General features: G+C 48.2%; 22 protein-coding genes and 1 tRNA gene. 22 read left to right on the top strand and 1 reads right to left on the bottom strand.

Going from position 1 to position 24,015, the window contains the following annotated elements:
* Positions 1 to 69 precede the first annotated feature (69 nt).
* The 13 genes from ABCW47_RS07865 (at position 70) to rsiV (ending at position 13,010) form a co-directional block, all read left to right on the top strand.
* On the top strand, positions 70 to 831 hold the full coding sequence (locus ABCW47_RS07865) for an SDR family NAD(P)-dependent oxidoreductase (protein ID WP_343209303.1): 762 nt from the start codon (positions 70 to 72) through the stop codon (positions 829 to 831).
* Between the two features lie 177 nt (positions 832 to 1,008).
* A complete protein-coding gene (gene gndA / locus ABCW47_RS07860; RefSeq protein WP_343209302.1) occupies positions 1,009 to 2,400 on the top strand; it encodes an NADP-dependent phosphogluconate dehydrogenase in 1,392 nt (463 codons plus the stop codon).
* A 4-nt stretch (positions 2,401 to 2,404) separates the two neighbouring features.
* On the top strand, positions 2,405 to 3,847 hold the full coding sequence (locus ABCW47_RS07855) for a gluconokinase (protein WP_343209301.1): 1,443 nt from the start codon (positions 2,405 to 2,407) through the stop codon (positions 3,845 to 3,847).
* A gap of 107 nt (positions 3,848 to 3,954) precedes the next feature.
* Complete coding sequence (gene eda, locus ABCW47_RS07850; protein WP_343209300.1) at positions 3,955 to 4,578, top strand: bifunctional 4-hydroxy-2-oxoglutarate aldolase/2-dehydro-3-deoxy-phosphogluconate aldolase; 624 nt, start codon at positions 3,955 to 3,957, stop codon at positions 4,576 to 4,578.
* A 13-nt stretch (positions 4,579 to 4,591) separates the two neighbouring features.
* Positions 4,592 to 5,545, top strand: coding sequence for a phosphoglycerate dehydrogenase (locus ABCW47_RS07845; protein ID WP_343209299.1), 954 nt, complete (start codon positions 4,592 to 4,594; stop codon positions 5,543 to 5,545).
* Positions 5,546 to 5,719: 174 nt separating this feature from the next.
* Entirely contained in the window at positions 5,720 to 6,574 is an 855-nt protein-coding gene (locus tag ABCW47_RS07840; RefSeq protein WP_343209298.1) for a patatin-like phospholipase family protein, read from the top strand.
* A gap of 19 nt (positions 6,575 to 6,593) precedes the next feature.
* On the top strand, positions 6,594 to 7,397 hold the full coding sequence (locus tag ABCW47_RS07835) for an MBL fold metallo-hydrolase (protein ID WP_343209297.1): 804 nt from the start codon (positions 6,594 to 6,596) through the stop codon (positions 7,395 to 7,397).
* Positions 7,398 to 7,508: 111 nt separating this feature from the next.
* Positions 7,509 to 8,048 (top strand): rubrerythrin, encoded by a 540-nt coding sequence (rbr, locus tag ABCW47_RS07830; protein WP_343209296.1) that lies wholly within the window; start codon positions 7,509 to 7,511, stop codon positions 8,046 to 8,048.
* A 347-nt stretch (positions 8,049 to 8,395) separates the two neighbouring features.
* Positions 8,396 to 9,190 carry an SDR family NAD(P)-dependent oxidoreductase gene (locus ABCW47_RS07825; RefSeq protein WP_343209295.1) on the top strand — a complete coding sequence of 265 codons (795 nt, stop codon included), beginning with the start codon at positions 8,396 to 8,398 and terminating at the stop codon, positions 9,188 to 9,190.
* 171 nt (positions 9,191 to 9,361) lie between these two features.
* Positions 9,362 to 9,433, top strand: a tRNA-Gly gene (locus tag ABCW47_RS07820).
* Positions 9,434 to 9,558: 125 nt separating this feature from the next.
* Entirely contained in the window at positions 9,559 to 11,472 is a 1,914-nt protein-coding gene (locus ABCW47_RS07815; RefSeq protein WP_343209294.1) for a leucine-rich repeat domain-containing protein, read from the top strand.
* A gap of 141 nt (positions 11,473 to 11,613) precedes the next feature.
* On the top strand, positions 11,614 to 12,093 hold the full coding sequence (locus tag ABCW47_RS07810) for a sigma-70 family RNA polymerase sigma factor (RefSeq protein ID WP_343209293.1): 480 nt from the start codon (positions 11,614 to 11,616) through the stop codon (positions 12,091 to 12,093).
* Positions 12,094 to 12,140: 47 nt separating this feature from the next.
* Complete coding sequence (rsiV, locus tag ABCW47_RS07805; RefSeq protein ID WP_343209292.1) at positions 12,141 to 13,010, top strand: anti-sigma-V factor RsiV; 870 nt, start codon at positions 12,141 to 12,143, stop codon at positions 13,008 to 13,010.
* Between the two features lie 103 nt (positions 13,011 to 13,113).
* Here the strand turns inward: rsiV and ABCW47_RS07800 are convergent, their stop codons facing one another.
* Complete coding sequence (locus ABCW47_RS07800; protein WP_343209291.1) at positions 13,114 to 14,310, bottom strand: FprA family A-type flavoprotein; 1,197 nt, start codon at positions 14,308 to 14,310, stop codon at positions 13,114 to 13,116.
* Between the two features lie 190 nt (positions 14,311 to 14,500).
* Here ABCW47_RS07800 and ABCW47_RS07795 point away from each other — a divergent pair, with 190 nt between their 5' ends.
* The 9 genes from ABCW47_RS07795 to ABCW47_RS07755 all read left to right on the top strand — a co-directional run bounded on the left by ABCW47_RS07795 (position 14,501) and on the right by ABCW47_RS07755 (position 23,958).
* Positions 14,501 to 15,535 carry an NAD(P)H-dependent amine dehydrogenase family protein gene (locus tag ABCW47_RS07795; RefSeq protein ID WP_343209290.1) on the top strand — a complete coding sequence of 345 codons (1,035 nt, stop codon included), beginning with the start codon at positions 14,501 to 14,503 and terminating at the stop codon, positions 15,533 to 15,535.
* 273 nt (positions 15,536 to 15,808) lie between these two features.
* The gene (locus tag ABCW47_RS07790) at positions 15,809 to 16,660 is read left to right on the top strand and encodes an AraC family transcriptional regulator (protein WP_343209289.1); all 852 of its coding nucleotides are present in this window, start codon (positions 15,809 to 15,811) and stop codon (positions 16,658 to 16,660) included.
* Between the two features lie 162 nt (positions 16,661 to 16,822).
* On the top strand, positions 16,823 to 17,461 hold the full coding sequence (locus ABCW47_RS07785) for a TVP38/TMEM64 family protein (protein WP_343209288.1): 639 nt from the start codon (positions 16,823 to 16,825) through the stop codon (positions 17,459 to 17,461).
* Positions 17,462 to 17,780: 319 nt separating this feature from the next.
* Positions 17,781 to 19,136, top strand: a complete 1,356-nt coding sequence (locus tag ABCW47_RS07780; RefSeq protein WP_343209287.1) for an MATE family efflux transporter — start codon at positions 17,781 to 17,783, stop codon at positions 19,134 to 19,136.
* Between the two features lie 84 nt (positions 19,137 to 19,220).
* Entirely contained in the window at positions 19,221 to 19,799 is a 579-nt protein-coding gene (locus tag ABCW47_RS07775) for a ferritin-like domain-containing protein (RefSeq protein WP_343209286.1), read from the top strand.
* 247 nt (positions 19,800 to 20,046) lie between these two features.
* Complete coding sequence (locus ABCW47_RS07770) at positions 20,047 to 21,012, top strand: GDSL-type esterase/lipase family protein (protein ID WP_343209285.1); 966 nt, start codon at positions 20,047 to 20,049, stop codon at positions 21,010 to 21,012.
* Positions 21,013 to 21,035: 23 nt separating this feature from the next.
* On the top strand, positions 21,036 to 21,512 hold the full coding sequence (locus tag ABCW47_RS07765; RefSeq protein WP_343209284.1) for a DUF4358 domain-containing protein: 477 nt from the start codon (positions 21,036 to 21,038) through the stop codon (positions 21,510 to 21,512).
* A gap of 3 nt (positions 21,513 to 21,515) precedes the next feature.
* Positions 21,516 to 22,877 (top strand): MBOAT family O-acyltransferase, encoded by a 1,362-nt coding sequence (locus tag ABCW47_RS07760; protein WP_343209283.1) that lies wholly within the window; start codon positions 21,516 to 21,518, stop codon positions 22,875 to 22,877.
* Positions 22,878 to 22,887: 10 nt separating this feature from the next.
* Positions 22,888 to 23,958 carry a DHHW family protein gene (locus ABCW47_RS07755; protein WP_343209282.1) on the top strand — a complete coding sequence of 357 codons (1,071 nt, stop codon included), beginning with the start codon at positions 22,888 to 22,890 and terminating at the stop codon, positions 23,956 to 23,958.
* Positions 23,959 to 24,015 lie beyond the last annotated feature (57 nt).

The raw sequence follows: 24,015 nt of genomic DNA, 5'->3' as shown, positions 1-24,015 counted from the left end.
CCAGGTATGACCTGTAAGTCCATATAGCAAGCAAAACGAGTATGTAGAAATCAAAGGAGGAAGTTTCGCATGAGTAGTATTTTTGATATTTCCGGCAAGAAAGCCATTGTCACAGGTGGCGCACAGGGCCTTGGAAATGGTATGGCAGAAGGCCTTATGAATGAGGGCGTGGAAGTTGTTTTATTCGATATCAATCCTAAAACAGCAGAAATTGCGCAGGGCTATGCAGACAAAGGCTTTAAGTGCCATGGAATAACAGTAGATCTTGGTGACCGTGCCGATAGAGAGGATGCATTTGCCAAAGCAGTTGAAATGATGGGCGGAGGACTGGACATTCTCGTAACCGCTGCTGGTATTCAGAGAAGACATCCAAGCGAAGAGTTCCCGCTGGAAGACTGGGATGCAGTGATTAACATCAACCTGACCGCCGTATTTGCATTAAATCAGCTGGCAGCCAGAGTTATGATTCCCCAGGGCAGCGGCAAGATCATAAATATTGCTTCTATGTTAAGCTTCTTCGGCGGCTTTACGGTTCCGGCTTATGCGGCAAGTAAAGGCGGGGTGGCTCAGATCACCAAGGCTTTCGCGAATGAGTGGGCGAGCAAGGGCATCAATGTAAATGCAATTGCTCCGGGATATATGGCGACTGAGATGAATGTGGCCCTGATCAATGACGAGACAAGAAATACGGAGATTCTGGCCAGAATCCCCGCAAAGAGATGGGGTACTCCTCAGGATGTATCCGGTGTTGCATGCTTCCTGGCATCCTCAGCATCCGATTATCTCCAGGGCGCAGTGATCCCCTGTGACGGCGGATATCTGTGCAGATAAATAGATAGAAGAGTAAATGGGGCTGCTGCGGGGAGTGATTCCCCAGGCATCCCCGTTGTCACGCAGTGCGCTGAATGTGCGGCTCGCAGCAAGTACGCCGAGGCGTACTTGAACAATGACGGACAAACCGGACTTTCGGTATGTCCTGCTGCAGAAAGAAAGGCAGGAAATACAACGATGGCTACATACCAATTGGGCGTACTCGGACTGGGAGTTATGGGCACTTCTCTTGCTAAAAATTTTATTGGCAGAGGATTTGCCGCCGCTCTCTACAGTAAGGATGAGGGGGAGCGGGACCGCTTTCAGTGCGAAACAGGGTCTTATCATGTTTTTCAGAATATAGAAGAGTTTGTGAACAGTCTGGAGAAACCAAGAAAAGTGATTATGATGATCACAGCCGGCCGGCCGGTGGATATGGTGCTGGAACAGCTGAAAGGTTATCTGGAGCCCGGCGACATTGTCATTGACGGGGGAAATTCCTATTATAAGGATACCAACAGAAGGACGGAGTATTACCGGAGCCTGGGCCTGCATTTTGTAGGAATGGGGGTTTCCGGGGGAGAACTGGGAGCCTTGACGGGACCCAGTATGATGGTAGGCGGAGATGAGACGGCATGGAAGGCATGCGGCGGCATGCTGAAAACCGCCGCGGCCCTTGCAGACGGAGAATCCTGCTGCAACTACGTGGGCAGAGACGGTGCCGGCCACTATGTGAAGATGGTTCACAACGGCATTGAATATGCGGTGATGGAGCTGATTGCAGAGAGCTATTACTTTATGAAAGAAGGCATGGGCCTTTCCACAGACAAAATTGCCGGGGTATTCAAATCCTGGAAGCATACGGAGCTGAATTCTTATCTGATTGATATTACGGTTACTGTTCTGGAGAAACCGGATGAGGACGGCACACCGCTGGTGGAACGGATCAGAGGCGTGGCCAGACAGAAGGGAACCGGTCTCTGGACCATGCTGGAGAGCCTGGAGAGAGGCGCTTACATTCCCACTATCTATCAGGCTGTGGCGATGCGTCAGTTCTCCGAACACCGTGTGGTAAAGGCAGAGCGGGTCTGCGGGCCTGCGGGAACTGCAGCTTCAGATCAGGACGTGATTGATGCGCTGCGGGAGGCACTCTACACCTCGATTATCTGCTGTTATGCCCAGGGACTGAATCTGATAAAGGCGGCTTCGGATGAATTCGGATGGGATATTAATCTGGCAGCCTCAGCCTCCCTCTGGAAGGGCGGCTGCATTATCCGGGCAAAGCTGTTAAAAGAGATTGTGGAAGTATTTGAAACGGAACCGGAGCTTGACAATCTGCTGTTCGCTCCATCCATGGAACCGGTGTGGAAGCAGTCGGAGAATCTCAGGAAAATAGCGTTGTTATCAATGGAAAAGAAAATCTGTATGCCGGCCTTTACCGCATCTATGACCTATATGGATGCCTGCAGGATGGGCGATATGCCGCTGAATCTGGTACAGGGACTCAGAGATTGCTTCGGCGCTCACACTTATGAGAGAACTGACAGGGAAGGCATCTTTCACACTGTATGGGAAGAAATAAAGGAGTGATAGGATGGAAAGACAGGATAAACAGAAGGAAGCGCTGATACTGGTACTGGAATCCAGCACCACCTCTGCCAAGGCGATGCTTTACTCTACCCTGACTGGTGCGGTGAGTGTGAAGACAAAAGCCTTTGAGGCTATGTATGAGGATATTACGATCCACGACGGCGAGAAGGTGTTCCAGCAGACGGCGGCGCTGGGCAGGGATCTGTGCGAAGGACGGGAGATTGATATGATCGCGCTCTCCGGTACCTGGCACAGTTTGATGCTCTGCGGGATGGATATGAAGCCGGCAAGTCCGGTATATCTCTGGTCCTTTACCGGTGCGGCGGGTGTCTGTGCCGCGCTGCGCAAGGATGAGTCGTATGTGAGCCGTTATTATCAGAAAACCGGATGTATGGTCAATGCAATCTATCCGTTTTTTAAGCTGAAATATCTGTCGGAGCAGGGTTATGACCTGAGTAAATACCGGATCATGGGCCAGGGGACCTATAACAATTACCGGCTGACCGGAGCGTGTACGGTCATGGACTGTATGGCAGCCGGCAGCGGTCTTCTCAACACCCACACAAAACAGTTCGATCCGGAGCTTCTGTCGGAGCTTGGAATACTTAAGGATCAGCTTTCTGAGCTGGTGACATACCGTGAAACCAGGCCTCTGAACGAAGAGGGAGCAGGACTTCTGGGGCTGAGCCCGGGTATTCCGGTTATTACGGCAGGATCAGACGGAGGGCTGAATCAGATCGGCGCAGGAGCGTTAAAGGAAGGTGTTATGACCTTTTCTGTGGGAACCAGCGCTGCGATCCGGCTGACGACCGCAAAACCGATTCTGCCTGACAATCCCAGTACATGGTGCTATATGTCACCGAAAGCATGGCTGTCCGGCGCTGCGACTTCGGGCTGCTGTAACTGTGTGGACTGGGTAAAAAAGGAGCTGTTTCCGGCAGGAACCTCCTACGGCGAGATCGAGGCAGGGTTTGGAGATCCGGAGACGACGCCTGTATTTCTGCCGTTTCTGTTCGGGGAGAGATGTCCCGGATGGCGGGATGACAGAGAGGGAGCCTTCTTCGATGTGAAGCCCTTTCACAGAGCGAATGATATGTATCATGCCGTGCTGGAGGGAACGCTTTACAATGTATATCACTGCTACCGGATGCTGTCCGGACTGAACGGGACGCCCAGGCGGATCAAGCTGTCCGGCGGTATTATTCATTCCAAATACTGGACCCAGATGTGTGCGGACATTTTCGGAGAGCCCATGGAAGTCGCGGATATGGAGCACAGTTCCCTGATTGGAGGCGCTGCTCTGGCTCTGGAGCTTCTGGGAGTGATAGAGAAGGCGGAGGATTTTGACGTGGAGACCGTGGAAACGATCCGGCCCGATCCTTCCAAACGGGAGCGCTACGATAGAAAATTCGCAAGATATCTGTACTGGTATGAAAAAACCAGATGATTACAAAGCAATTATGTGGTATTATCAGGGGAGGGAATGTCCTATACGTGAGGGATTATCCCGTGGACCCTGAGAAATAAATAATAAAGAAAAGCGAGGAGAAAAAAATGGATATATTAGCAAAAGTTTCCGAATTAAAAATTGTACCTGTTATTAAAATTGACGACGCAAAGGACGCAGTGCCGCTTGCGAAAGCCCTCTGCGACGGTGGCCTTCCGGTAGCAGAAGTTACTTTCCGTACCGCAGCTGCAGAGCAGTCTATTAAGGATATTTCTTCTAATTTCCCTGAGATGCTGGTAGGAGCAGGTTCCCTGACCAGCGTGGAGCAGGCAGAAACCGCAGTTGCGGCAGGAGCGAAGTTCCTGGTATCCGCAGGTTTCCACCGCGGAGTGGCAGACTATGCAGTAAAGAATAATATTCCGTATTTCCCGGGTGTCTGCACGCCGTCAGAGATTATGTGGCTGGTAGAGTACGGCCTTCCGGTAGCGAAGTTCTTCCCGGCAGGACAGATGGGAGGACTGCCTACTATGAAAGCAATCGCAGCGGCATTCCCGACCATGAAATTCATGCCTACCGGCGGCGTAAATGCGGCTAATATTAACGAATATCTGGCATGGGATAAGATTGTAGCCTGCGGCGGCAGCTGGATGGTAAAGGACACACTGATTAATTCCGGCAACTTCGAAGAAATTACCCGTCTGACCGCAGAAGCTGTAGCTCTGGTAAAGTAGGGGGAAATCACAGATGAAAGTATTAGTAACCCCAACCTCCATGACACCGGAGAAAAATCCGGAGGCTATTGAAAAACTGAAACGCTTTACCGAAGATCTGGTCTTTAATCCGTTCGGGAGACCGATGAAAGAAGAAGAACTGATCGAAGCTTTAAAAGACTGCGACGGTTTTATCGCCGGAGTGGACCCTGTGACAGAAAAAGTACTGGAGAACTGCCCGAACTTAAAAGTCATTTCCAGATATGGCGCCGGCTATGATGCGGTAGATATCAAGGCGGCAAGAGCAAAGGGAATCGATGTTACCAATACACCGGCAGTCAACTCCGAATCAGTGGGAGAGTTGGCCTTTGGCATGATTATTGCCCTGGCACGGGCGATTCCATATTTATCCGGACAGACAAAAACCGGAAACTGGGTCCGCCACAGCGGGATGGAGCTCCATGGAAAGACGATGGGTATCATCGGATTTGGTGCGATCGGAAGAGTAGTCGGCCGGTGTGCACAGGGCTTTGGGATGAATGTCATTGCCTATGATCCCTACATGAATGAAGCGTACTGCAAAGAGAATCAGATTGCAGTCAAAACTTTGGATGAAGTAATCCGGGAGGCTGATGTAATCAGTACGCACCTTCCCCTGAATGACAGTACGAGACATATGATTGATAAAGAGGCTATCTCCAAAATGAGAGACGGTGTTATTATCATCAACACAGCCAGAGGCGGTATTGTGGATGAAGCTGCTGTCTATGAAGCGCTTGTATCCGGCAAGGTAGCAGGACTGGGTCTGGATGTGTACGAGGTGGAGCCCCCGACCGGTTCTCCGCTGTTTGAACTGGACAATGTAATTGCCACACCCCATGCAGGCGCCCATACCGGCGCTGCCACCTTTAAGATGGCAGATATGGCAATCGACAACCTGGTTGAAGTACTGACCGGCAAAGAGTGCAGTCATATTGTAAATCGTTAGATAAATAAAAATGCTGTGCGGATGTACAGTGATAAGATACTTAAAACAGCCGCGGTGCAGGCAAAGCACCGCGGCTGTTTGCTGCAATAAACCTGCCAAACGGTGGAATAAATTGAAAAACTGTGGTATCCTTATATTATTGAGAGATTATTTTCAGGAGATGGAGGCATCGGAATGAGTAAGATCGGACTTGTTTTGGAAGGCGGAGCGACCAGAGGTGTGTTCACTGCAGGTGTGCTGGACTATCTGATGGAACAGAATATTTATTTTCCCTATGTTGTGGGAGTATCTGCGGGAGCATGTAACGCGGTGGACTATGTGTCGGAACAGATCGGCCGGACAAGGGACTGCATGATACATGAGAATAGAAAGAACAGCTACTACGGACTGAGGCGTCTGGCTCGGACCGGACATCTTCTGGATTTGAAACGGGTATTCAGCGAATATCCATATAAGCTGTTCCCATTTGATTTCCAGACCTATTTCAAGTCTGAGATTGTCAATGAGATTGTGGTCACAAACTGTCTGAACGGAAAGGCCGAGTATCATACGGAAAAAAGTTCAGAAAAGCGTCTGATGGAGCTGGGACAGGCTTCTTCCAGCATGCCTTTGCTGACCAATATGGTTTGTATTGACCATATTCCCTACCTGGACGGCGGACTGGCCGACTCGGTTCCCTATGAGCGGGCTTTCTCCCAGGGATGCGATAAGGTGGTGGTTGTGCTGACTCACAAGAGAGGCTATGTTCCGCGGTCATCGGATCAAATGGATCTTTTGTTTGCCAGGAAATACCATGACTATCCCAATCTTCTGCGAACGATCCGAAACCGTCCGCAGATGTATCAAAAACAGACGGAAGGGCTGAAGAAACTCCAGGAAGAGGGAAAGGCTCTGGTGATCCAGCCTCTTCGCTCTACCGTAAAACGAATGGAAACAAATGCGGAGAAACTGACCAGTTATTACGGCCACGGCTATCAGTCAGCGGTACGCAGACTGGAAGAAATCAAAGAGTTTATCGGGCAGGCTTAAGAGAAAGGCAGAGTGGGATATGAAGTTAAAAGTATTAGTGGATAATTCCACATATGTGGGAAAGTATTACCAGGGAGAGCCGGGGCTTTCGTATTATATTCAGGATGGAGGCTTCTCCATGCTGTGGGATATGGGATATTCCGATTTGTTTCTGAAAAATGCCAATGCCTTCGGAATTGATCTTTCCAGGATAGACGCGGCGGCGTTCTCCCACAGCCACAGCGATCATACAGGAGGGTTTAGCGCATTTACAGCACTGGACTATACCAGGGGGCTGCCGGTTTATGCCCATCCGGACGTGTTCGGCGTTAAATTGGTGCAGGGAGAAAAAAGAATTTCTCCGGTCTGGAAGGAATATGAAAACGGGCGTTTGAGCCTGCGTTTATCCAGGGAACCCAAGCAGATTTCAGAGCATCTGCTCTTTCTGGGCGAGATTCCATCCTCAAATGACTTTGAGACGCGGAAACAATTTGATGAAAAGCTTGGGGAAACTGGTCCGGAACCGGATTATATGATGGATGATACCGCACTGGTTTACCAGGACGCACGGGGAATCTACATTATAACAGCCTGCTCCCACAGCGGAATCTGCAATATCATACAGTATGCCAGAGAGCTGTGCAAAGGGCCTGTTCTGGGCCTGATCGGCGGTTTTCATCTGCTGGATATGGACGAACAGACGGAGCGGACGATTGATTTTCTGGAGCGGGAGTCTATCCCGCAGCTTTATCCCTGCCACTGCACTACATTTCCTGTGCGCGCGGCGCTGAGCAGCAGGATGCCGGTGCAGGATGTCTATGTGAGTACGGAGATCGAGTGGTAAAACAGGAATAAAATTTACCGAAAACGGTTGACATTATCTGACAGGGATGGTATATTAATAACAGGAATTATTCCTGAAATTAAACAGGAAAAATAAAAGGAGGAAACGAACATGGAATTAAAGGGAAGCAAGACAGAAGCGAATCTGATGGCTGCATTTGCAGGTGAATCACAGGCCAGGAACAAATATACATATTACGCAAGCAAAGCGAAAAAAGACGGCTATGAGCAGATCGCGAATCTGTTCCTTGAGACAGCTAACAATGAAAAAGAGCATGCAAAGATCTGGTTTAAACTGTTACATGGCGGTGCAGTTCCGGGAACGATCGAGAATCTGAAAGATGCGGCTGCCGGTGAAAATTATGAGTGGACCGATATGTATGCCGGTTTTGCTAAGACTGCAAAAGAAGAAGGCTTTGATCAAATTGCTTATTTATTTGAAGAAGTAGGCAAGATCGAGAAAGAGCACGAAGAGAGATATTTAAAACTGCTGTCTAACATTGAAGATGGCATCGTTTTCTCCAGAGACGGAGATATGGTTTGGAAATGCGGTAACTGCGGTCACATCCATGTTGGCCCGAAAGCTCCGGAAGTATGTCCGGTATGTGCGCATCCCCAGTCCTATTTTGAACTGGTAGCTAAAAATTATTAATCCGAATGAAGGAAGAAAGAAACAGGGTATCGAAATTTTCGATACCCTGTTTTCTTATTACATAGGAAAGTTCTCCAAACTTTCCTATGTAATAAACCCTCCGGGAGATCGCACTGCGGCGGAAAGGAAGCGTATTGCCAGAGCAGCCCGCCGTAGGCAAAGAATCCCGCAAGAGGGATTCTTTGCTGCTCAGGACCGGAATATGATTTGACTTTTCTATTGTGTTTATTTAGAATAATTGTATACAGATTTGTTTGCTTCTCTTACAATTGTGAAGCAGATTATCGTGGACGGGATGCTATATTATAGCCTGAGGGCAGACGGAACTGGTAGAAAGGAGTAAAAATATGGAACTTGGATTAAAAGGCAAGGTGGCGGTTATAACCGGAGGAAGCAAAGGGATCGGGCTGGCAGCGGCGAAGGAGTTTCTCCTAGAGGGAGCGAAGGTGGCGATCTGTGCCAGACGGGAGGCGGAGCTTAATGAGGCAGCCGTACAACTGTCTGCTTACGGGGAGGTTTACAAAGAGGTTGTGGATGCGTCCAGCGAAGAGCAGGTATATGCGTTTGCAGCACATGTGGCTGAGCGCTTCGGAACGATTGACTGCTGGGTAAACAATGTAGGCGCGTCTTTTCCCAGAGACGGGGAAGAATATACCGGCGCGGATATAGACCGGATCACAGGCGTTACCTTTAAGTCGGCGGTTTTTGGCTGTCAGGCTGCATTCCGCTATATGAAGAAACATGGCGGCGCTATTGTTAACATCAGTTCTCTTGCGGCACGTTGTCCTACCGCCGGCCGCAGTACGCTGTATGGCCCGCTGAAAGCCGCTATCGTGAATCTGACCATCACATTTGCCGGTGAGTATGCGGCGTACGGGGTAAGGGTGAATTGTGTTATGCCGGGCTTTACAATGACAGAGGCAGTGGCCAGGAATATTCCTCCTGCTGAGCTTTCCCGCAATGCGTCCGGAACGCTGCTGAACCGGGTGGCAAGACCAGAAGAGATTGCAAGACCCGTAGTATTTTTGGCCAGTGAAGCGGCGTCCTACATGACGGCGGAGACAATTGAGGTGTCCGGAGGACGGAGCGTGACTTTGAATCCGGGATTCTCTTTCGAGGAGAGAGCCAGAAAACAGGATTAAAGAAGTTGCCAGATGCGGCGGGAGGCCGCCGCATCTGGATCAGTTGATTGGGCGTATCCACTTGCTTCATTGAGAAGTGTGTGTATTGTGCATGAAATTAAAAAAAGTCCTTGACAAACAGTTAGAGATCCTGTATAGTAATACTTGTGTCTGAGAGAGATAACAGAATATGCGCGAGTGGCTCAGTGGTGGAGTATCGCCTTGCCAAGGCGAGGGTCGCGGGTTCGAATCCCGTCTCGCGCTCTTGAAAAAGCTTAAGATTTTATGAATCTTGGGCTTTTTTCTTGTTTCTGAACGGATATGGTCTATACTTGACTACAGGAAGAGATCTTTATCCTGTGGTATAGAGATGCAATCAAGGAGGAAGTATGAATAAAAATAACAGGTGGAAGGTTTTGATTGGATGTGTGTGTCTGATGCTTTGTTTCCTGCTGGGACAGGGACAGACGGTTCGGGCCGCGTCTGCAAAAAAGCAGGGAGGCTTCACCTATACGGTTTCGGGCAAAACGGCTAAGGTGGTCAAATACAAAGGGAAAAGCAAGAAGGTAATCGTGCCGAAGAAGCTGGGCGGCAAGCAAGTGACATCTGTCGGGAGCGGCGCTTTTGCGGACAATGCATACATAGAAAAAGTTACACTGCCGGATTCGGTGAAGACCATCGGCGATACCGCATTTTTCAATTGTAAGAAATTGCAGCAGGTGAATACGCCGGCGAAGCTGACGAAGATAGGGCCCTATGCCTTTACAGGCTGTAAAAAGCTGAAAAATTTTAAGATACCTGCTGCTGTTACCAGAATAGAACCGGGGGTCTTTTATGATTGCGCTGCATTGAAGGAAATAAAGCTTTCCTCAAAAACAACGTATATCGGAGATTATGCCTTTGCGGGGTGCCGGTCTCTCGGAGGGATCAAACTTCCGGCCGGGGTAACCTACCTGGGAGTCCGGGCATTTTACGACTGTGCTTCCCTGAAAGAAGTGCAAATACCGAAGAGGATTACGGTGATTTCTGACAGTCTGTTTGGAAATTGCACATCTCTTACAGGGGTGGGGCTGCCTGAGGCTGTTACTCTTATAGAGGCCGGGGCGTTTGCAAGCTGCAGTGCCCTTAAGGAGATCAAACTGCCGGAACAGCTGACTGAGATTGGCGGGGATGCATTTTATAACTGTACGTCTCTAACGGCTCTTTCCCTGCCATATGGAGTGGAGAGTATAGCCTGGCGGGCATTTTACGGCTGTGCCGGAATAGAGGAGCTTCGGTTAAACGAAGGACTGAAACAGATAGCTGCAACGGCTTTTAATGGCTGCAGCGGGATTACGGAAGTCACTTTGCCCAATTCACTGGAAACGATACCTGACTTTGATGGCTGTACTGAAATTTCCGCCTTTCAGGTAAAGCCGGACAACAGCAGATATTTATCTGCAGACGGTGTCCTTTACAGTAAGGACTATAAATCATTGGTGCGCTATCCCGCGGCAAAAAAGGCAGCAAATTACTGGATTCCATCTGCTGTTGTATCTATAGAGGATAATGCGTTTGGGTCCCAGCGTGTCTTAAAGCAGATAACGATTCCCGGTCAGATCAGAGAGCTGGGAGACGGGATATTTTATCAGGCCGTATCGGTAGAACAGGTAAGTCTTCCGGCGGGGCTGAAAGAGATACCCCCCAGAATGTTTAACGGTTCTGGACTTAAAACTGCGGCGATACCGCCGGCAACGGAGAAAATTGGCTACCAGGCATTTGCATTCTGCAAAAATTTGGAAGAGATTTACATCCCGTCATCTGTGACAGATGTGGATTATTTAAGTGAAGACTGGGATGACGAGATTATCGCTCCATTTGTGGGCTGTGACCGTTTGAAGCGCTTTACTGTCAGCGCTCTGAATCAATATTATTATGATAAAGAAGGCGTATTGTATGAGAAACGTTCCGATAAAATGGGAGATAAACTGATCAGCTATCCATCCGCGAAAGAAGATGCGGCATATTCGATTCCGGAGGGGATTACGGATATCGGTTCCTATGCGTTCAGCCGCTTAAGGAATTTAAAAACATTATATTTTCCTGACTCCATGACAGGCGTATTCAGTTATTTCTACGAGTGTACAGACTTAAAAGTAGTCATTCATAAGAATGTCACCCGCTTTATGTGGGAGGAACATACCACGGACTGGCCTATTTTCACCCGCTGTGAAAATTGCCTGCTGGAGGCGGTGAAGGGATCAAAAGCGGAGGAATATTGCAGGAGAAATAAGATACCCTATCAGGTGAGGGATGAGAAATAGGATAGGTTAAAGAACTGTAAAAGGGATATGTCGGAATGAGCTGCTGTTTCTACAGCAGCTCATTCTTTTGGAGCCATTAAAACTTTTTTCATTGTTGTATCGTCTAATAAATGTAGCTACTTCAGAAAGGGGGGTTGCAGTTTGAGTATCAGTCATACAAGGGCCCTTGTAGAACAGGAAATACTGAAAAACTATCAGGCATTGTACCGTCTTGCCTTTTCCTATGTAAAAAATGAACCGGACGCCATGGACATTTTGCAGGAGAGTGTGTATAAGGCGATTCGGTCCAGTGACAGTATACGGAATCCAGCTTATATTAAAACCTGGCTTTGGCGTCTTGTTATTAATACGGCTTTTGATTTTCTCAGAAAGCAGAACAAGGAAGATTTAGGTATCGAGGATGATCAGAATATAACGGAAGATGCCTACATGGATTTTGATACAAGGCGGGCGCTGGATACCCTGGAACCCAAAGAAAAAACAGTAGTCATACTGAGGTATTTTGAGGACAGGAAGCTGAGTGAGATAGCGGAGATTATGCAGGAAAATTTAAATTCGGTTAAAACAATACTTTACCGGAGTTTAAAAAAGCTGAGAATCCAGCTGGAGGAGCCGGTGTAACCGGCCTTTCACGGACAGCCCCGGAGGGCGGCGGAAGGAGTTTAAATATGAAAAAAGATTCATTAGACGATGCAAAAGAGGAATATAACAATATTACTATGCCGGAAGATCTGCTTCATCAGGTTAAAAGTACGATCAGCCGGGCCAGGGAAGATATGGTCAGGGAGAAAAGAAAGAGATGGTTTACCGGTTTTAAGACAGCCGGAGTCTGTGCGGCTTCCTTTCTGCTGGTGTTGACGGTGCTGGCCAATTCCAGCCCACAGATTGCAAGAGCTTTTGATAAGGTGCCGGTTTTAAATGCGATCACCAGGGTAGTGACCTTTCGGGAATATAAATTCCAGGACGAAAACACGGAAGCAAATATTGCAACACCACAGATTTCGGGAACGGGCAGCCCGGAGGCTGAAACTAAGATCAACCAGGATATATCCGATTATACGGAACAGATCAAAGCGGAGTATGAAGCGGAACTCGAGAAAAACGGCGCCGTTCATCAGGCAGTCGACACCGACTATCAGGTACTGACCGACAACAGCCGGTTCTTTTCCATGGTAGTACAAACAGAACTCAGCGCCGGCAGTTCCGATCAGTTTAACCGGTTCTATACCATTGATAAATCCAACGGAAACAAAGTGGAATTGAAAGATCTGTTCAAACAGGGCGAAGACTATATTACTCTTTTGTCGGAAGAAATTAAAGGACAGATGAAGAAGCAGATGGCAGAAAATAATGATGTTTATTATTTCCTGGAAGGCGAGGAGGAAGCAACTGATGTATTTACCCGGATCAAGGAAGACCAGAATTTCTATGTCAATAAAGATGGCAATCTTGTAATTGCATTTGATAAATATGAGGTTGCTCCAGGCTCTATGGGAGCGGTTGAGTTTGTGATTCCGTTTTCTCTTGTAACGCCATAGGGCAGAAGAAGCTGTTCTTGTGATACAGGAAACTTTCCTATATCACAAGCAAAAACAGGCAGTGCTCTGGATTGATATCCGGTCTCTGCCTGTTTTTTTCTGTTTACATCGTCTTATGAATGATATCTGCCAGGCTGTCCAGCTCTGCAAGCTGATCCTGACGCAGAGAAGAGCGTATCTCAAAAGCATTATTTAACAGTTCAAACCGTCCGGGCTCCTCCAGAAGAGCCTTCATGACTTTTCCGGCTGTGGGAGCCCAGGAACCATTGCCGATCAGAGCCACTTTTCTGTTTTGGAGATTGAGGCTGAGCAGTTCTGTTAAGAAGGACTCCATGGCAAAATAAAGGCCGTTATTGTAGGTGGGGCAGGCAAAGACCAGGTGGCTGAAACGGAATGCGGATGCAATGATATAGGAAGGATGGGTTTTGGAGACATCATATACGTTCAGATTGCGCACTCCAAGCCCGGCCAGTCTGGAGGCCAGAACATTCACTGCATTTTCCGTATTGCCGTACATGGAAGCATAGACGAGAACCACGCCGGGAGCCTCTGGCTCATAGTTGCTCCAGTGCTGATATTTTTCCAGGATACAGCCCAGATTTTGCCGCCAGATAAAACCGTGGAGCGGACAGATCATGCTGATGGTTTCAGCGGAGAGCTTTTTCAGCGCAGCCTGAACCTGAGCTCCGTATTTTCCCACAATATTTGTGTAGTAGCGTCTGGCTTCGCTCAGATAGTCAGTTTCAAAATCCACCTCGTCCGCGAACAGATTGGGGGAGGCGCTAAAGGAGCCGAAGGCATCTGCAGAAAACAGGATTTTTTCGGAAATTTCATAGGTCATCATGACTTCCGGCCAGTGAACCATAGGCGTCATATAAAAGCGAAGCAGATGACGGCCAAGTATCAGCTCTTCTTTTTCCTTTACTTCTAATGTGCGGTTGTCGGTATCGAAATGATAAAACTGGCGGATCATCTGAAAGGTTTTTGTGTTGCCCACAATTTTCATATCAGGATAACGGAAACACAGTTCTTCGATGTTGGCGCAGTGATCCGGCTCCATATGGTTTATGACCAGATAGTCCAGGGGACGTCCGTCAAGGACCCATTCCACATTTTCCAGAAACTGCCTGGTGACAGAAGAGTCCACGGTATCAATCAAAGCCGTTTTATCATCCAGAATCAGATAGGAATGATAGGAAACGCCGTCCGGGATGGGAAACATATTTTCAAACAAAGCCAGCCTGCGGTCGGATGCGCCGACCCAGTGAACCGACGGTGCGATTTCTCTCGTACAATGCATGAGTTTACCTCCATATTATAGGCTGCAGAGTCAGACTACGAAAATAGAATTCACTCTGCATGTTCAATCTTTCACACATAGCATTTGCCAAATCTCCGGGTTTTAACATAAAAAATTCGGACTGGTTTAAAAACAGGGTATGAAAAGTCAAAAAAAGGCAAACCTAAGAAAAAAACAAGGAGGCAGATGTATGAACTGTGAAAAAATTCGTGTTGTACAGTACGGCTGCGGCAAAATGAGCAAATATATACTTCGGTATCTGGTGGAAAAGGGTGCTGAAATTGTCGGCGCAATTGATGTGAATCCGGATCTGGTTGGTATGGATGTAGGCGATTTCGCCGGACTGGGAAGAAAACTTGGGGTGACAATCCGCAGTGACGCGGACAGTGTATTAAATGAATGTGACGCCGATGTGGCGATTCTGACTCTGTTCAGCTTTATGGATGATATGTATCCCCATATGGAACGCTGTGCAAAGAGAGGAATTAATATTCTCACCACCTGCGAGGAAGCAATTTATCCCTGGACGACCTCACCGGCACTGACCAACCGTCTGGACCGTCTGGCGAAAGAGTACAGCTGTACCATTACCGGTTCCGGTATGCAGGATATCTATTGGATCAATATGATTGCCTGTGTGGCGGGAGGCGTGCAGAGGATTGATAAAATAGAAGGTGCTGTCAGCTATAATGTGGAAGATTACGGTCTGGCTCTGGCACAAGCTCACGGCGCTGGTATGACACCCGAGGAATTCGAAGAGAAGATTGCTCATCCGGAGACGCTGGAACCCAGCTATGTATGGAATTCCAATGAAGCACTCTGCAACAGGATGGGATGGACGATCAAGTCCCAGACCCAGAAATGTGTGCCTTATTTCTATGAGAAAGAGCTGTATTCGGAGACTCTGGGAGCTGTGATACCAAAGGGCAACTGCATCGGAATGAGTGCGGTCGTAACCACGGAAACCTACCAGGGTCCTGTCATCGAGACACAGTGTATCGGTAAAGTGTATGGACCGGACGACGGAGACATGTGTGACTGGAAGATCACGGGCGAGCCGGATGTCACCTTCTATGTACAAAAACCGGCGACGGTGGAGCATACCTGTGCGACGATTGTAAACCGGATACCATCCGTACTGCGCGCGCCGGCAGGATATATTACTTCGGAGAAACTGGATGATGCGGAATACATCAACTGGCCGCTGCATCTTTATGTTGATTAAAAACTGACTGACTAAATGAGGGAGACTGCCGCGGCTTTTTGACGGCAGTCTTTCCTATGTAACAAAAAAACTCCGGGGGACCGCACTGCGGCAAAAAGGAATCGTTGCCGGAGCAACCCGCCGCCGGGAGAGAATCCGCACGCAGGATTCTTTGTCCTCTTGCTTTTTCGGGCAGAAAATGAGAGGATTATAAAAGAGAACTGCGGTATTCTGTTAACAGAAACGATGGATGCATGGAAAACATAAATTTTGGGATAGAGGAGTGGAGGAAAAATGAACTGGCTGAGTCAGCTGAATGAAGCACTGGATTACATTGAAAATAATCTGACAGGAGAGGTAGAGATAGAGAGGGCGGCTAAGATAGCCTGCTGTTCTACCTATCATTTCCAGAGAATGTTTCCTTATCTGGCGGGCATTCCTCTGTCGGAATACATCCGCCGGCGGCGGATGACACTGGCTGCGCTGGATTTAAGCCGGGGGGAACGGGTGCTGGATGTGGCTCTGCGCTATGGATATGAGTCGCCCACCGCCTTTAACCGGGCATTTCAGAGTATTCACGGTTTTCCGCCGTCCTCCGCCCATAAGGAAGGTATTTCCCTGAAGGCATACGGCCCCATCCGTTTCCAGTTATCAGTAAAAGGAGAAGAGAAAATGGAATATCGTATTGTGCAGAAAGACAGCATTCGTATTGTAGGAGGAAAATATCAGCTGCCGAAGGATATGGACGAGTGCTTCCGGGCAACGCCCTCCTTTTGGGGCAAGGCTGCTACAGACGGAACCGTGGCAAAAGCAGTCTCTCTGATGAATCAGGAACCCATGGGGGTATTAGGCGTGTCCGCCTGCCTCGATGGGGAGACGTGGTATTATTTTATAGCGGCCGCTACGGACCGGGAAGTTCCGGAGGGGATGGACGAGTATACCATACCCGCCTGTACCTGGGCAGTATTTCCCGGATCGGGAACCATGCCGGGAGCGATTCAGGAGATCGAGAAACGGGCGGTGACCGAGTGGCTGCCTGCTTCCGGTTACGAATATGCAGATGCGCCGGATATCGAAGTCTATCTGGACTCAAATCCGGCAAATGCATCGTTTGAGGTATGGCTTCCGATTGTGAAGAAGAATTAGGCTGGCTGACGGGGAGGATGGCGTGAGGCTGCCCTCCCCGTTTTCGGAATTATTTCCCTGATATTTAGAAAACCTTCAGAATTTGTCCCGCTTCTTTTTAACATTTCACGGCTATGATAAACAGGACAAAAGAAAAGAACAAGCCGGGTGAAGGAGAAGAGTATGGATAACAGGTGGAATAAAGGGACAACAGAGGCTGTACGGCCAAATATTTGGCAGAAGATTATAAATCCTGCGAATGTACTTACGCTGGCAGGCCTGGCCGGCTGCATATTATTCATGATATACGGTATGCAGCGTCAGATCTTTACCTCCCAGGAGGCGCTGGAAAATTTCCTGATGCCCCTTGGAGTGGCGGCGCCGCTGCTTTTTGTGATTATACAGATCGTGCAGGTTGTACTGCCAATCATACCGGCAGGGCTTTCCTGTCTGGCAGGTGTCCTGCTCTTTGGGCCCATCGGAGGCTTTATCTATAATTATATAGGAATATGTATCGGTTCTATGTTCGCCTTCCTGATCTCAAGAAGATTTGGCATGAAGGCGGTGGAACGAATCGCAGATTCCAAGGCCATCGGCAAGTATATGGGCTGGGTGCACAATGGAAAGTTTGACAAATGGTTTGCTATCGCCATCTTTGCGCCGGTTGCCCCGGATGATGTCCTCTGCTTCCTGGCCGGAGTGACAACGATGAAATTCAAGAAATTCATGACGATCATTCTTCTCGGCAAACCCTTCGCCATTGCCGCCTATTCCATGGGACTGCACCTGATCTTTACCAGGCTTCTCGGACTGGGAGGTTGACAGCGGCGGGAAAACATGGTATTCTGAACACTGTTTTGAACGAGTATGAAAAGTACCGGAAAGGCTATAGATTTTATTGTTTCTGAGATTAAAACAATAAGTCTTTAGCCTTTTTTTATCATGGAAGTAGATAAGACTCCCACCTCAATAGGTGGTGGGTAAATAACAAATTCGTCATGGTGGGAGCCCAGTCTCCTTCCAGGATAAAGCCTCCGGCGGATTGCAGAGCCGCACAGATGTATTATGTCATGCAAAGCATGACGTGCGGCACGCAGCAAGTACGCCGGGGCGTACTTGAATTGGGCAAGGAGGAGTTAAAATGAACAATACAGAAAATCCAATGAGGAGCAGGCCGGTCTTTCCGCTTCTGATGTCTATGGCGGTACCGCCCATGGTATCCATGCTGATACAGTCGATGTATAATATCGTGGACAGTATCTTTGTGGCAAGGCTTGGGGAGGACGCCCTGACCGCGGTCTCACTGGCATTTCCCCTGCAGAATCTGGTTCTTTCTGTGGCGGTAGGTCTGGGTGTGGGCTTAAATGCGCTCATGGCCAGGAATCTGGGGGCAAGGGATCAGAAGGAAGTGGACCGGGCGGCCTCTCACGGCATGGTCCTGACCGCGATTCATTCCATCGGTTTTGTTCTGTTCGGGCTGCTCTTTATCCGTCCCTTCTTTCATATGTTTACGGAGGATGCGGGGATATTTGAAATGGGATGCAGGTATTCCTATATTGTCATCTGTCTATCCTTCGGAAGCCTGTTTCATATTACCATTGAAAAGATATTTCAGGCCGTCGGCAATATGGTTGTCCCCATGATCCTGCAGGCGGTGGGCGCTGTGGTGAATATTATTCTGGACCCTATTATGATTTTCGGCCTGTTTGGATTTCCCGCACTGGGAGTTACCGGGGCAGCTGTAGCAACTATCATCGGTCAGCTGGTTGCCTGCGGACTGTCTGTCCTGCTGCTTGTACGGCACAACCATGGAATTCATATCCAGCTGAAAGGCTTCAGATTTGAAAAGAGGATCGTAAAAAGTATTTATTCCGTAGCGATTCCTTCCGGGCTGATGACTGCCATGCCGTCTATTCTGATCGGCGCGCTCAATGGAATCGTTACGGTTGTGTCTCAGAGTGCGGTGGCGGTATTAGGCGTATATTTTAAGCTTCAGACCTTTGTCTACATGCCGGCCAATGGGGTGGTACAGGGAATGAGGCCCATTGTGAGCTACAACTATGGCGCCGGGGAGGAAAAACGGCTTTACCACACGCTGCGGGCAGCGTTCCTCTCCATTCTGGTTATTATGACTGCCGGTACGGCGCTGTTTTTATTCCTGACCGTACCGATCCTCCGGCTCTTTGACGCTGGTGAGTCGATGCGGGCGATCGGAATACCGGCGCTGCGGATTATCTCGCTGGGATTTCCTGTTTCCGCGGTGGGCATTGTCCTGTCCGGAGCCTTTGAAGCATTGGGCAGAGGCGGAGAATCTCTGGTAATCTCCCTGCTCAGACAGCTTCTGATCATTATTCCGCTTTCCGCCGCTGCCGTTAAGATTACCGGTCTGACGGGAGTATGGGTATCCTTCCCGGTGGCGGAGACAGCCGCTGCGCTGGCCGGTACATTGCTATTCCTGCGCTTTAAAAAGAAACTCAATATCCGCCGGGCCGAATAATAGGGGAGAAGAGGACATATAATTTTCTGAATAAGGATTTCGGATGGATAAGATTGGAAAACCAGCTCCGACGTGGAGGAAGCAATGGGAAATGACAAAATGATATTTACGGCGGCAGGCGAATATCCGCCTGTCCGGGCCGAAGAGAAAAACAAAGAGTACGGCAGGCTGATGCTGGATAATATGGGCGGAAGGAACTCGGAAATGTCCGCGGTCAGCCTATACTTTTACAATCATCTTATTACAAAAGATTACAGTAAAACGGGGGATCATTTTTATTCGGATGACAAGCAGGGGCTTAAGAACAATATGCCGGCTGTATTTTACAGTATCAGTGTTGTGGAGATGCATCATCTGGATATCTTCGGCACACTGGCAAAGCAGCTGGGGGAGGAACCCAGGCTCTGGTCTGCCAGAGAAGGGAAAGTCTATTACTGGTCGCCGGGATATATACAATATATGAATACACTGCCTGAGCTGCTTTACTATGCCATTCGGGAGGAAGAGGCGGCGGTGGAGAAGTACCGCAGGCAGACGCAGATAATAAAGGACAGTAATATTGTAGAAAATTTAAATCGGATTATAAAAGATGAAGAAGTTCATCTTCATATTTTTCATCACCTTTTAGATCAGTACTGCGGTGATAACTGCAGGCTGAGATGATGAAATAGACAGGGGAGAAACAGCGGATTTCAAAGGCGAAGCTGTTTTCTCCTCTTTTTTACTATTACAGATATAATTCATAATGCACAAAAAAATTATCGAAAAAGCACAAGATTTGTAACCTATATTTAAAACTTTTCTGTTATCATAAGAGTCTAATATACAGAAAGAAATGATAGACAGAACAGGCTTGAGGATAACATGCCGGATATTCTGTAATGGATATAGAAATACGGGGGATAATAGTATGTACGTAGAAGCGGAAAGAGAAAAAAGAATCCGAGGTTACAAAAGAAGACGCAGAAGAAGAAAACTGATTAAGGTTACACTTGGCTGTATGACATTCGGCCTGGTTGTGGCGCTGGGCGTGCTGTCTGCGGTTAACGGTCACAGCGGCAGTACTGAGAAAATGGCGCATGCCGGGGAAGTGGCTGAGAGTGAGATGAAAACCCTGTCGCTGCAGGATAAGATCAGGCAGCTGGAAGCAACATTCTCCGGATCTGCCGGCAGACCGGAGACGGACGAAAGAGCAGTTGTAACCGCATCTGCGTCGAAGGACAAAAAGAAATCCGATAAGAAAAAGAAAGCCTCCGATTCTAAAAAGACGCCCACCGTATCGGAGATGGTGAAGGCATTTTCCAGGGAAAAGGTTGCCTTTGTGGGGGATTCCAGAACGAATTCGCTGTATGTGAACACCGGCTTTTCTACTGCCGATTTTTTTACGGCAAATGGATTAAATGTGGATTCTGCCGTAAATAAGGATGTTATCAAACTAAAAAACGGTAAGAAAGGCACTGTCATAAAGGCGCTGGATCAGGGCACGAAGTATGACCGGATCTACATTATGCTGGGTGTCAACGAGCTGGGCTGGCCTTACGGGGATATTTTTGAAGAGCGCTATGAAAAGCTGATCAATAAAATCAAGAAGGTTCAGCCGGATGCCGCTATTTATATTCAGTCTATCCTTCCGGTTACAAAATCCAGATCGGACGAGGATAAAACCTACAACAACAAGAATGTGAAAAAGTTCAATGGATATGTAAAAGAGGTAGCGGAAAATACGGACAGCATTTATTTAAATGTGGGAAAATCTGTGTCGAACCGTTCCGGGGCACTGCCGGAGGGAGCGGCCAGTGACGGTATCCATCTGAATAAGGAATACAGTGAAAAATGGCTTAAGTTTTTATATAACGATTTTATTTCCAAAGAGTGAAATAGAGAAATGGGAAGAAAGGTTTGGACAACACGATGAAAATGAAAATGACAGCACTTATGTTATGCCTCTGCCTGCTGGCTGTGGGCTGCGGAAAAAAGGAAGAGACGGTAACCGTTGATCTGACCCAGCTTGCGGATGCTCTGCTTACCGGTCTTACCTTTCAGGAAGAACTGATAGAACTGGATGCAAGCATGGCCGAACAGCTGTATGGACTGGAAGCGGATAAGTTCACGAAACAAATCATTTATGCCAGTTCCGGGGCAACCAGCGATGAGGTTATTTTGCTGGAAGCCGGGGAGGAAACCGATATGGAAGAGGTTAAGGCGCTGCTGGAACAAAGAGTAAGTGATCAGAAGGATAACTTTGAGTCATACCGGCCGGATCAGATGGAAGCCATCAATCATGCCGTGATAAAAATAAATGGAAGGTACGCCGCTCTGGTAATATGCGGTAACTGGGAAGGCGCAGAAAAAATACTTGAGGAAGCGGGACTGTAGATTATGGTATTCAGCAGTGTAACATTCCTGTTCTTTTTCCTGCCGCTGGTTCTGGCTGTTTACTACTGCCTGCCGGGCAGATTCCACAATTTTGTGCTCCTGGTGTTCAGTCTCCTCTTTTATTCCTGGGGAGAGCCGGTCTATGTGGTCCTGATGCTTCTGTCCACAGCCGGGGATTTTGTATTTGGAAAGCTTGCGGTAAAATACCGGGAGGAAGGAAACCTGAAAAAAGCCAGGGGCGCTGTCCTGGCTTCTGTTATTTTTAACCTGGGCATGCTTGGATTCTTTAAATATAGTAATTTTTTTGTGGACATGATCAATCAGGCGGCGGGGACAAGTTTTGTTTTCAAAGAGATACCGCTTCCGATCGGGATCTCGTTTTATACATTTCAGACCATGTCTTACACGATTGATGTCTATCGGGGAGATGCCAAAGTGCAGAAGAACATCCTGGATTTTGGAACCTATGTGACCATGTTTCCCCAGCTTATTGCAGGACCGATTGTCCGATATCAGGCAGTGGCGGATCAGCTGAATCACAGAAAAGAGACGGCGGATAAATTTGCGGAGGGCATCCGCAGATTTTCCATCGGCATGGGCAAGAAGGTATTGCTGGCGAACCAGATGGGAGAGGTGTTCCAGGCGGTGCGCGCACTGCCGGAAGGTATGCTTAGCGTTTCTTCTCTCTGGGTGGGGATTCTGGCTTTTTCTTTTCAGATTTATTTTGACTTCTCCGGATATTCGGATATGGCCATCGGACTGGGACTTATGTTCGGCTTCCGGTTTCCGGAAAATTTCAATTATCCCTACTGTGCCAAAAGCATTACCGATTTCTGGCGCAGATGGCATATGACGCTGGGAGAGTGGTTTCGGGAGTATGTCTATATCCCGCTGGGAGGAAATAGGAGAGGACTCGCTATACAGCTTCGGAATATCCTGATTGTCTGGTTTTTAACCGGATTCTGGCATGGAGCCAGCTGGAATTTCATCCTCTGGGGACTCTATTTCGGGCTTATACTCCTGCTGGAGAAGACGTTTCTGCTGAAATGGCTGAATAAGATACCAGCCTTTTTTCAGCATGTCTATGCACTGATTTTAATTGTATTTGGCTGGGTTATCTTTGCCTTTGAAAATATCGGGGAACTTTTACAGAGAATCAAGGAACTGTTTGGGTTTGGCGGACTGCCGTTCTGGAACGGACAGACAGCATTTTATCTGGTGAACTTCGGTTTGCTGTTTGTATTGTGCGCACTGGCCAGCACGCCGGTATTTCGCAGATGGAGAGGAGCTATATTCCTGCTCCTGCTGTCCATTGCCTATCTGGCGGCGGGCTCCTATAACCCGTTTCTTTATTTCCGGTTTTAGGGAGGACGAAATGAAAAATAAGTTATATATTCTATGTTTTGCCTGTATCCTGGGGATTTTCTCCGTTGGGACGATAGCCGGATTCGGACGGACCTACTCGGAGCTGGAGAACCGGTATCTGGAAAGTGCGCCGGATTTTTCTGTGCGCAATTATTTTAAGGGCAAAGTAACGGCGCAGGTGGATGCCTTTGTGCCGGACCGCTTATTCGGAAAGGATGCGCTCATTTATACAAAGACCGCACTGGACCGGCTAAGCGGCAAGCGGCTTTTAAATGAGGTTTACTATCGGGATGGACGCTACCTGGAAAACTACAAGGCGGACTGGGATGAGATAGAAGCTTCTGTTGCGCTGTACGGCCAGTGGGCACGGGCCTGTGAGGACGTTCCCTTTTTTCTCCTGCCGGTGCCGGTAAACTCGAATATCTATCAGGATCAGCTGCCGAAGAGCAATGAATGTCAGGATCAGAATAAGGTTTTTGCGTGGATACGAGAGAATCTGGACGAATCAGTTGCCTATGTGGACGTTGTCCCGGCGCTTAACGGGCACAAAAATGAAGATATTTATTTTCTCACAGATCATCACTGGACAATGCGGGGGGCCGGGTATGCCTGGCAGGTATTTGCAGAGCAGTCCGGAGGCGGTGTCAAAGAACCGGACCGTTTCGAACGTACCGTGCTGAGTGAAGATTTTTACGGAACCCTGTTTTCCAAGGCTCCTGTTCATAAAACACCCAAAGACAAGGTTGAGGTTTTCCAGGACCCCGCTGTTTCCTATGAGGTGGAGATCCCGGAGGAGCGAAGGACAGTGGATAGTTTCCTGCGCATGGACCGGTTAAAGTTAAAGGATAAATACGCGGTATTTTTCGGCGGAAATTACGGACTGGCAACCATTCGGAATAAGACAGGCGGAGAAGGGAAGCTTCTGGTGATAAAAGACTCCTACGCCAACGTTTTCGTGCCTTTCTTAATCAAGGACTACAAAGAGATACAGATGGTGGACGAGCGGTATTTTAAGCAGAATATGGCGGATTATATCAAAGCGGAGGGATTTGACCGGGTACTCATTCTGAGAAAGTTTTAATGAGAAAACATCTTGAGATTTTCTTAAAGGTCTTGTCGGTTTAGCGTTTGAATAGTA

This window comes from Anaerolentibacter hominis, from assembly GCF_032380675.1.
Lineage (GTDB): Bacteria > Bacillota > Clostridia > Lachnospirales > Lachnospiraceae > Anaerolentibacter > Anaerolentibacter hominis.
This window is presented reverse-complemented; position numbering and strand designations above follow the sequence as displayed.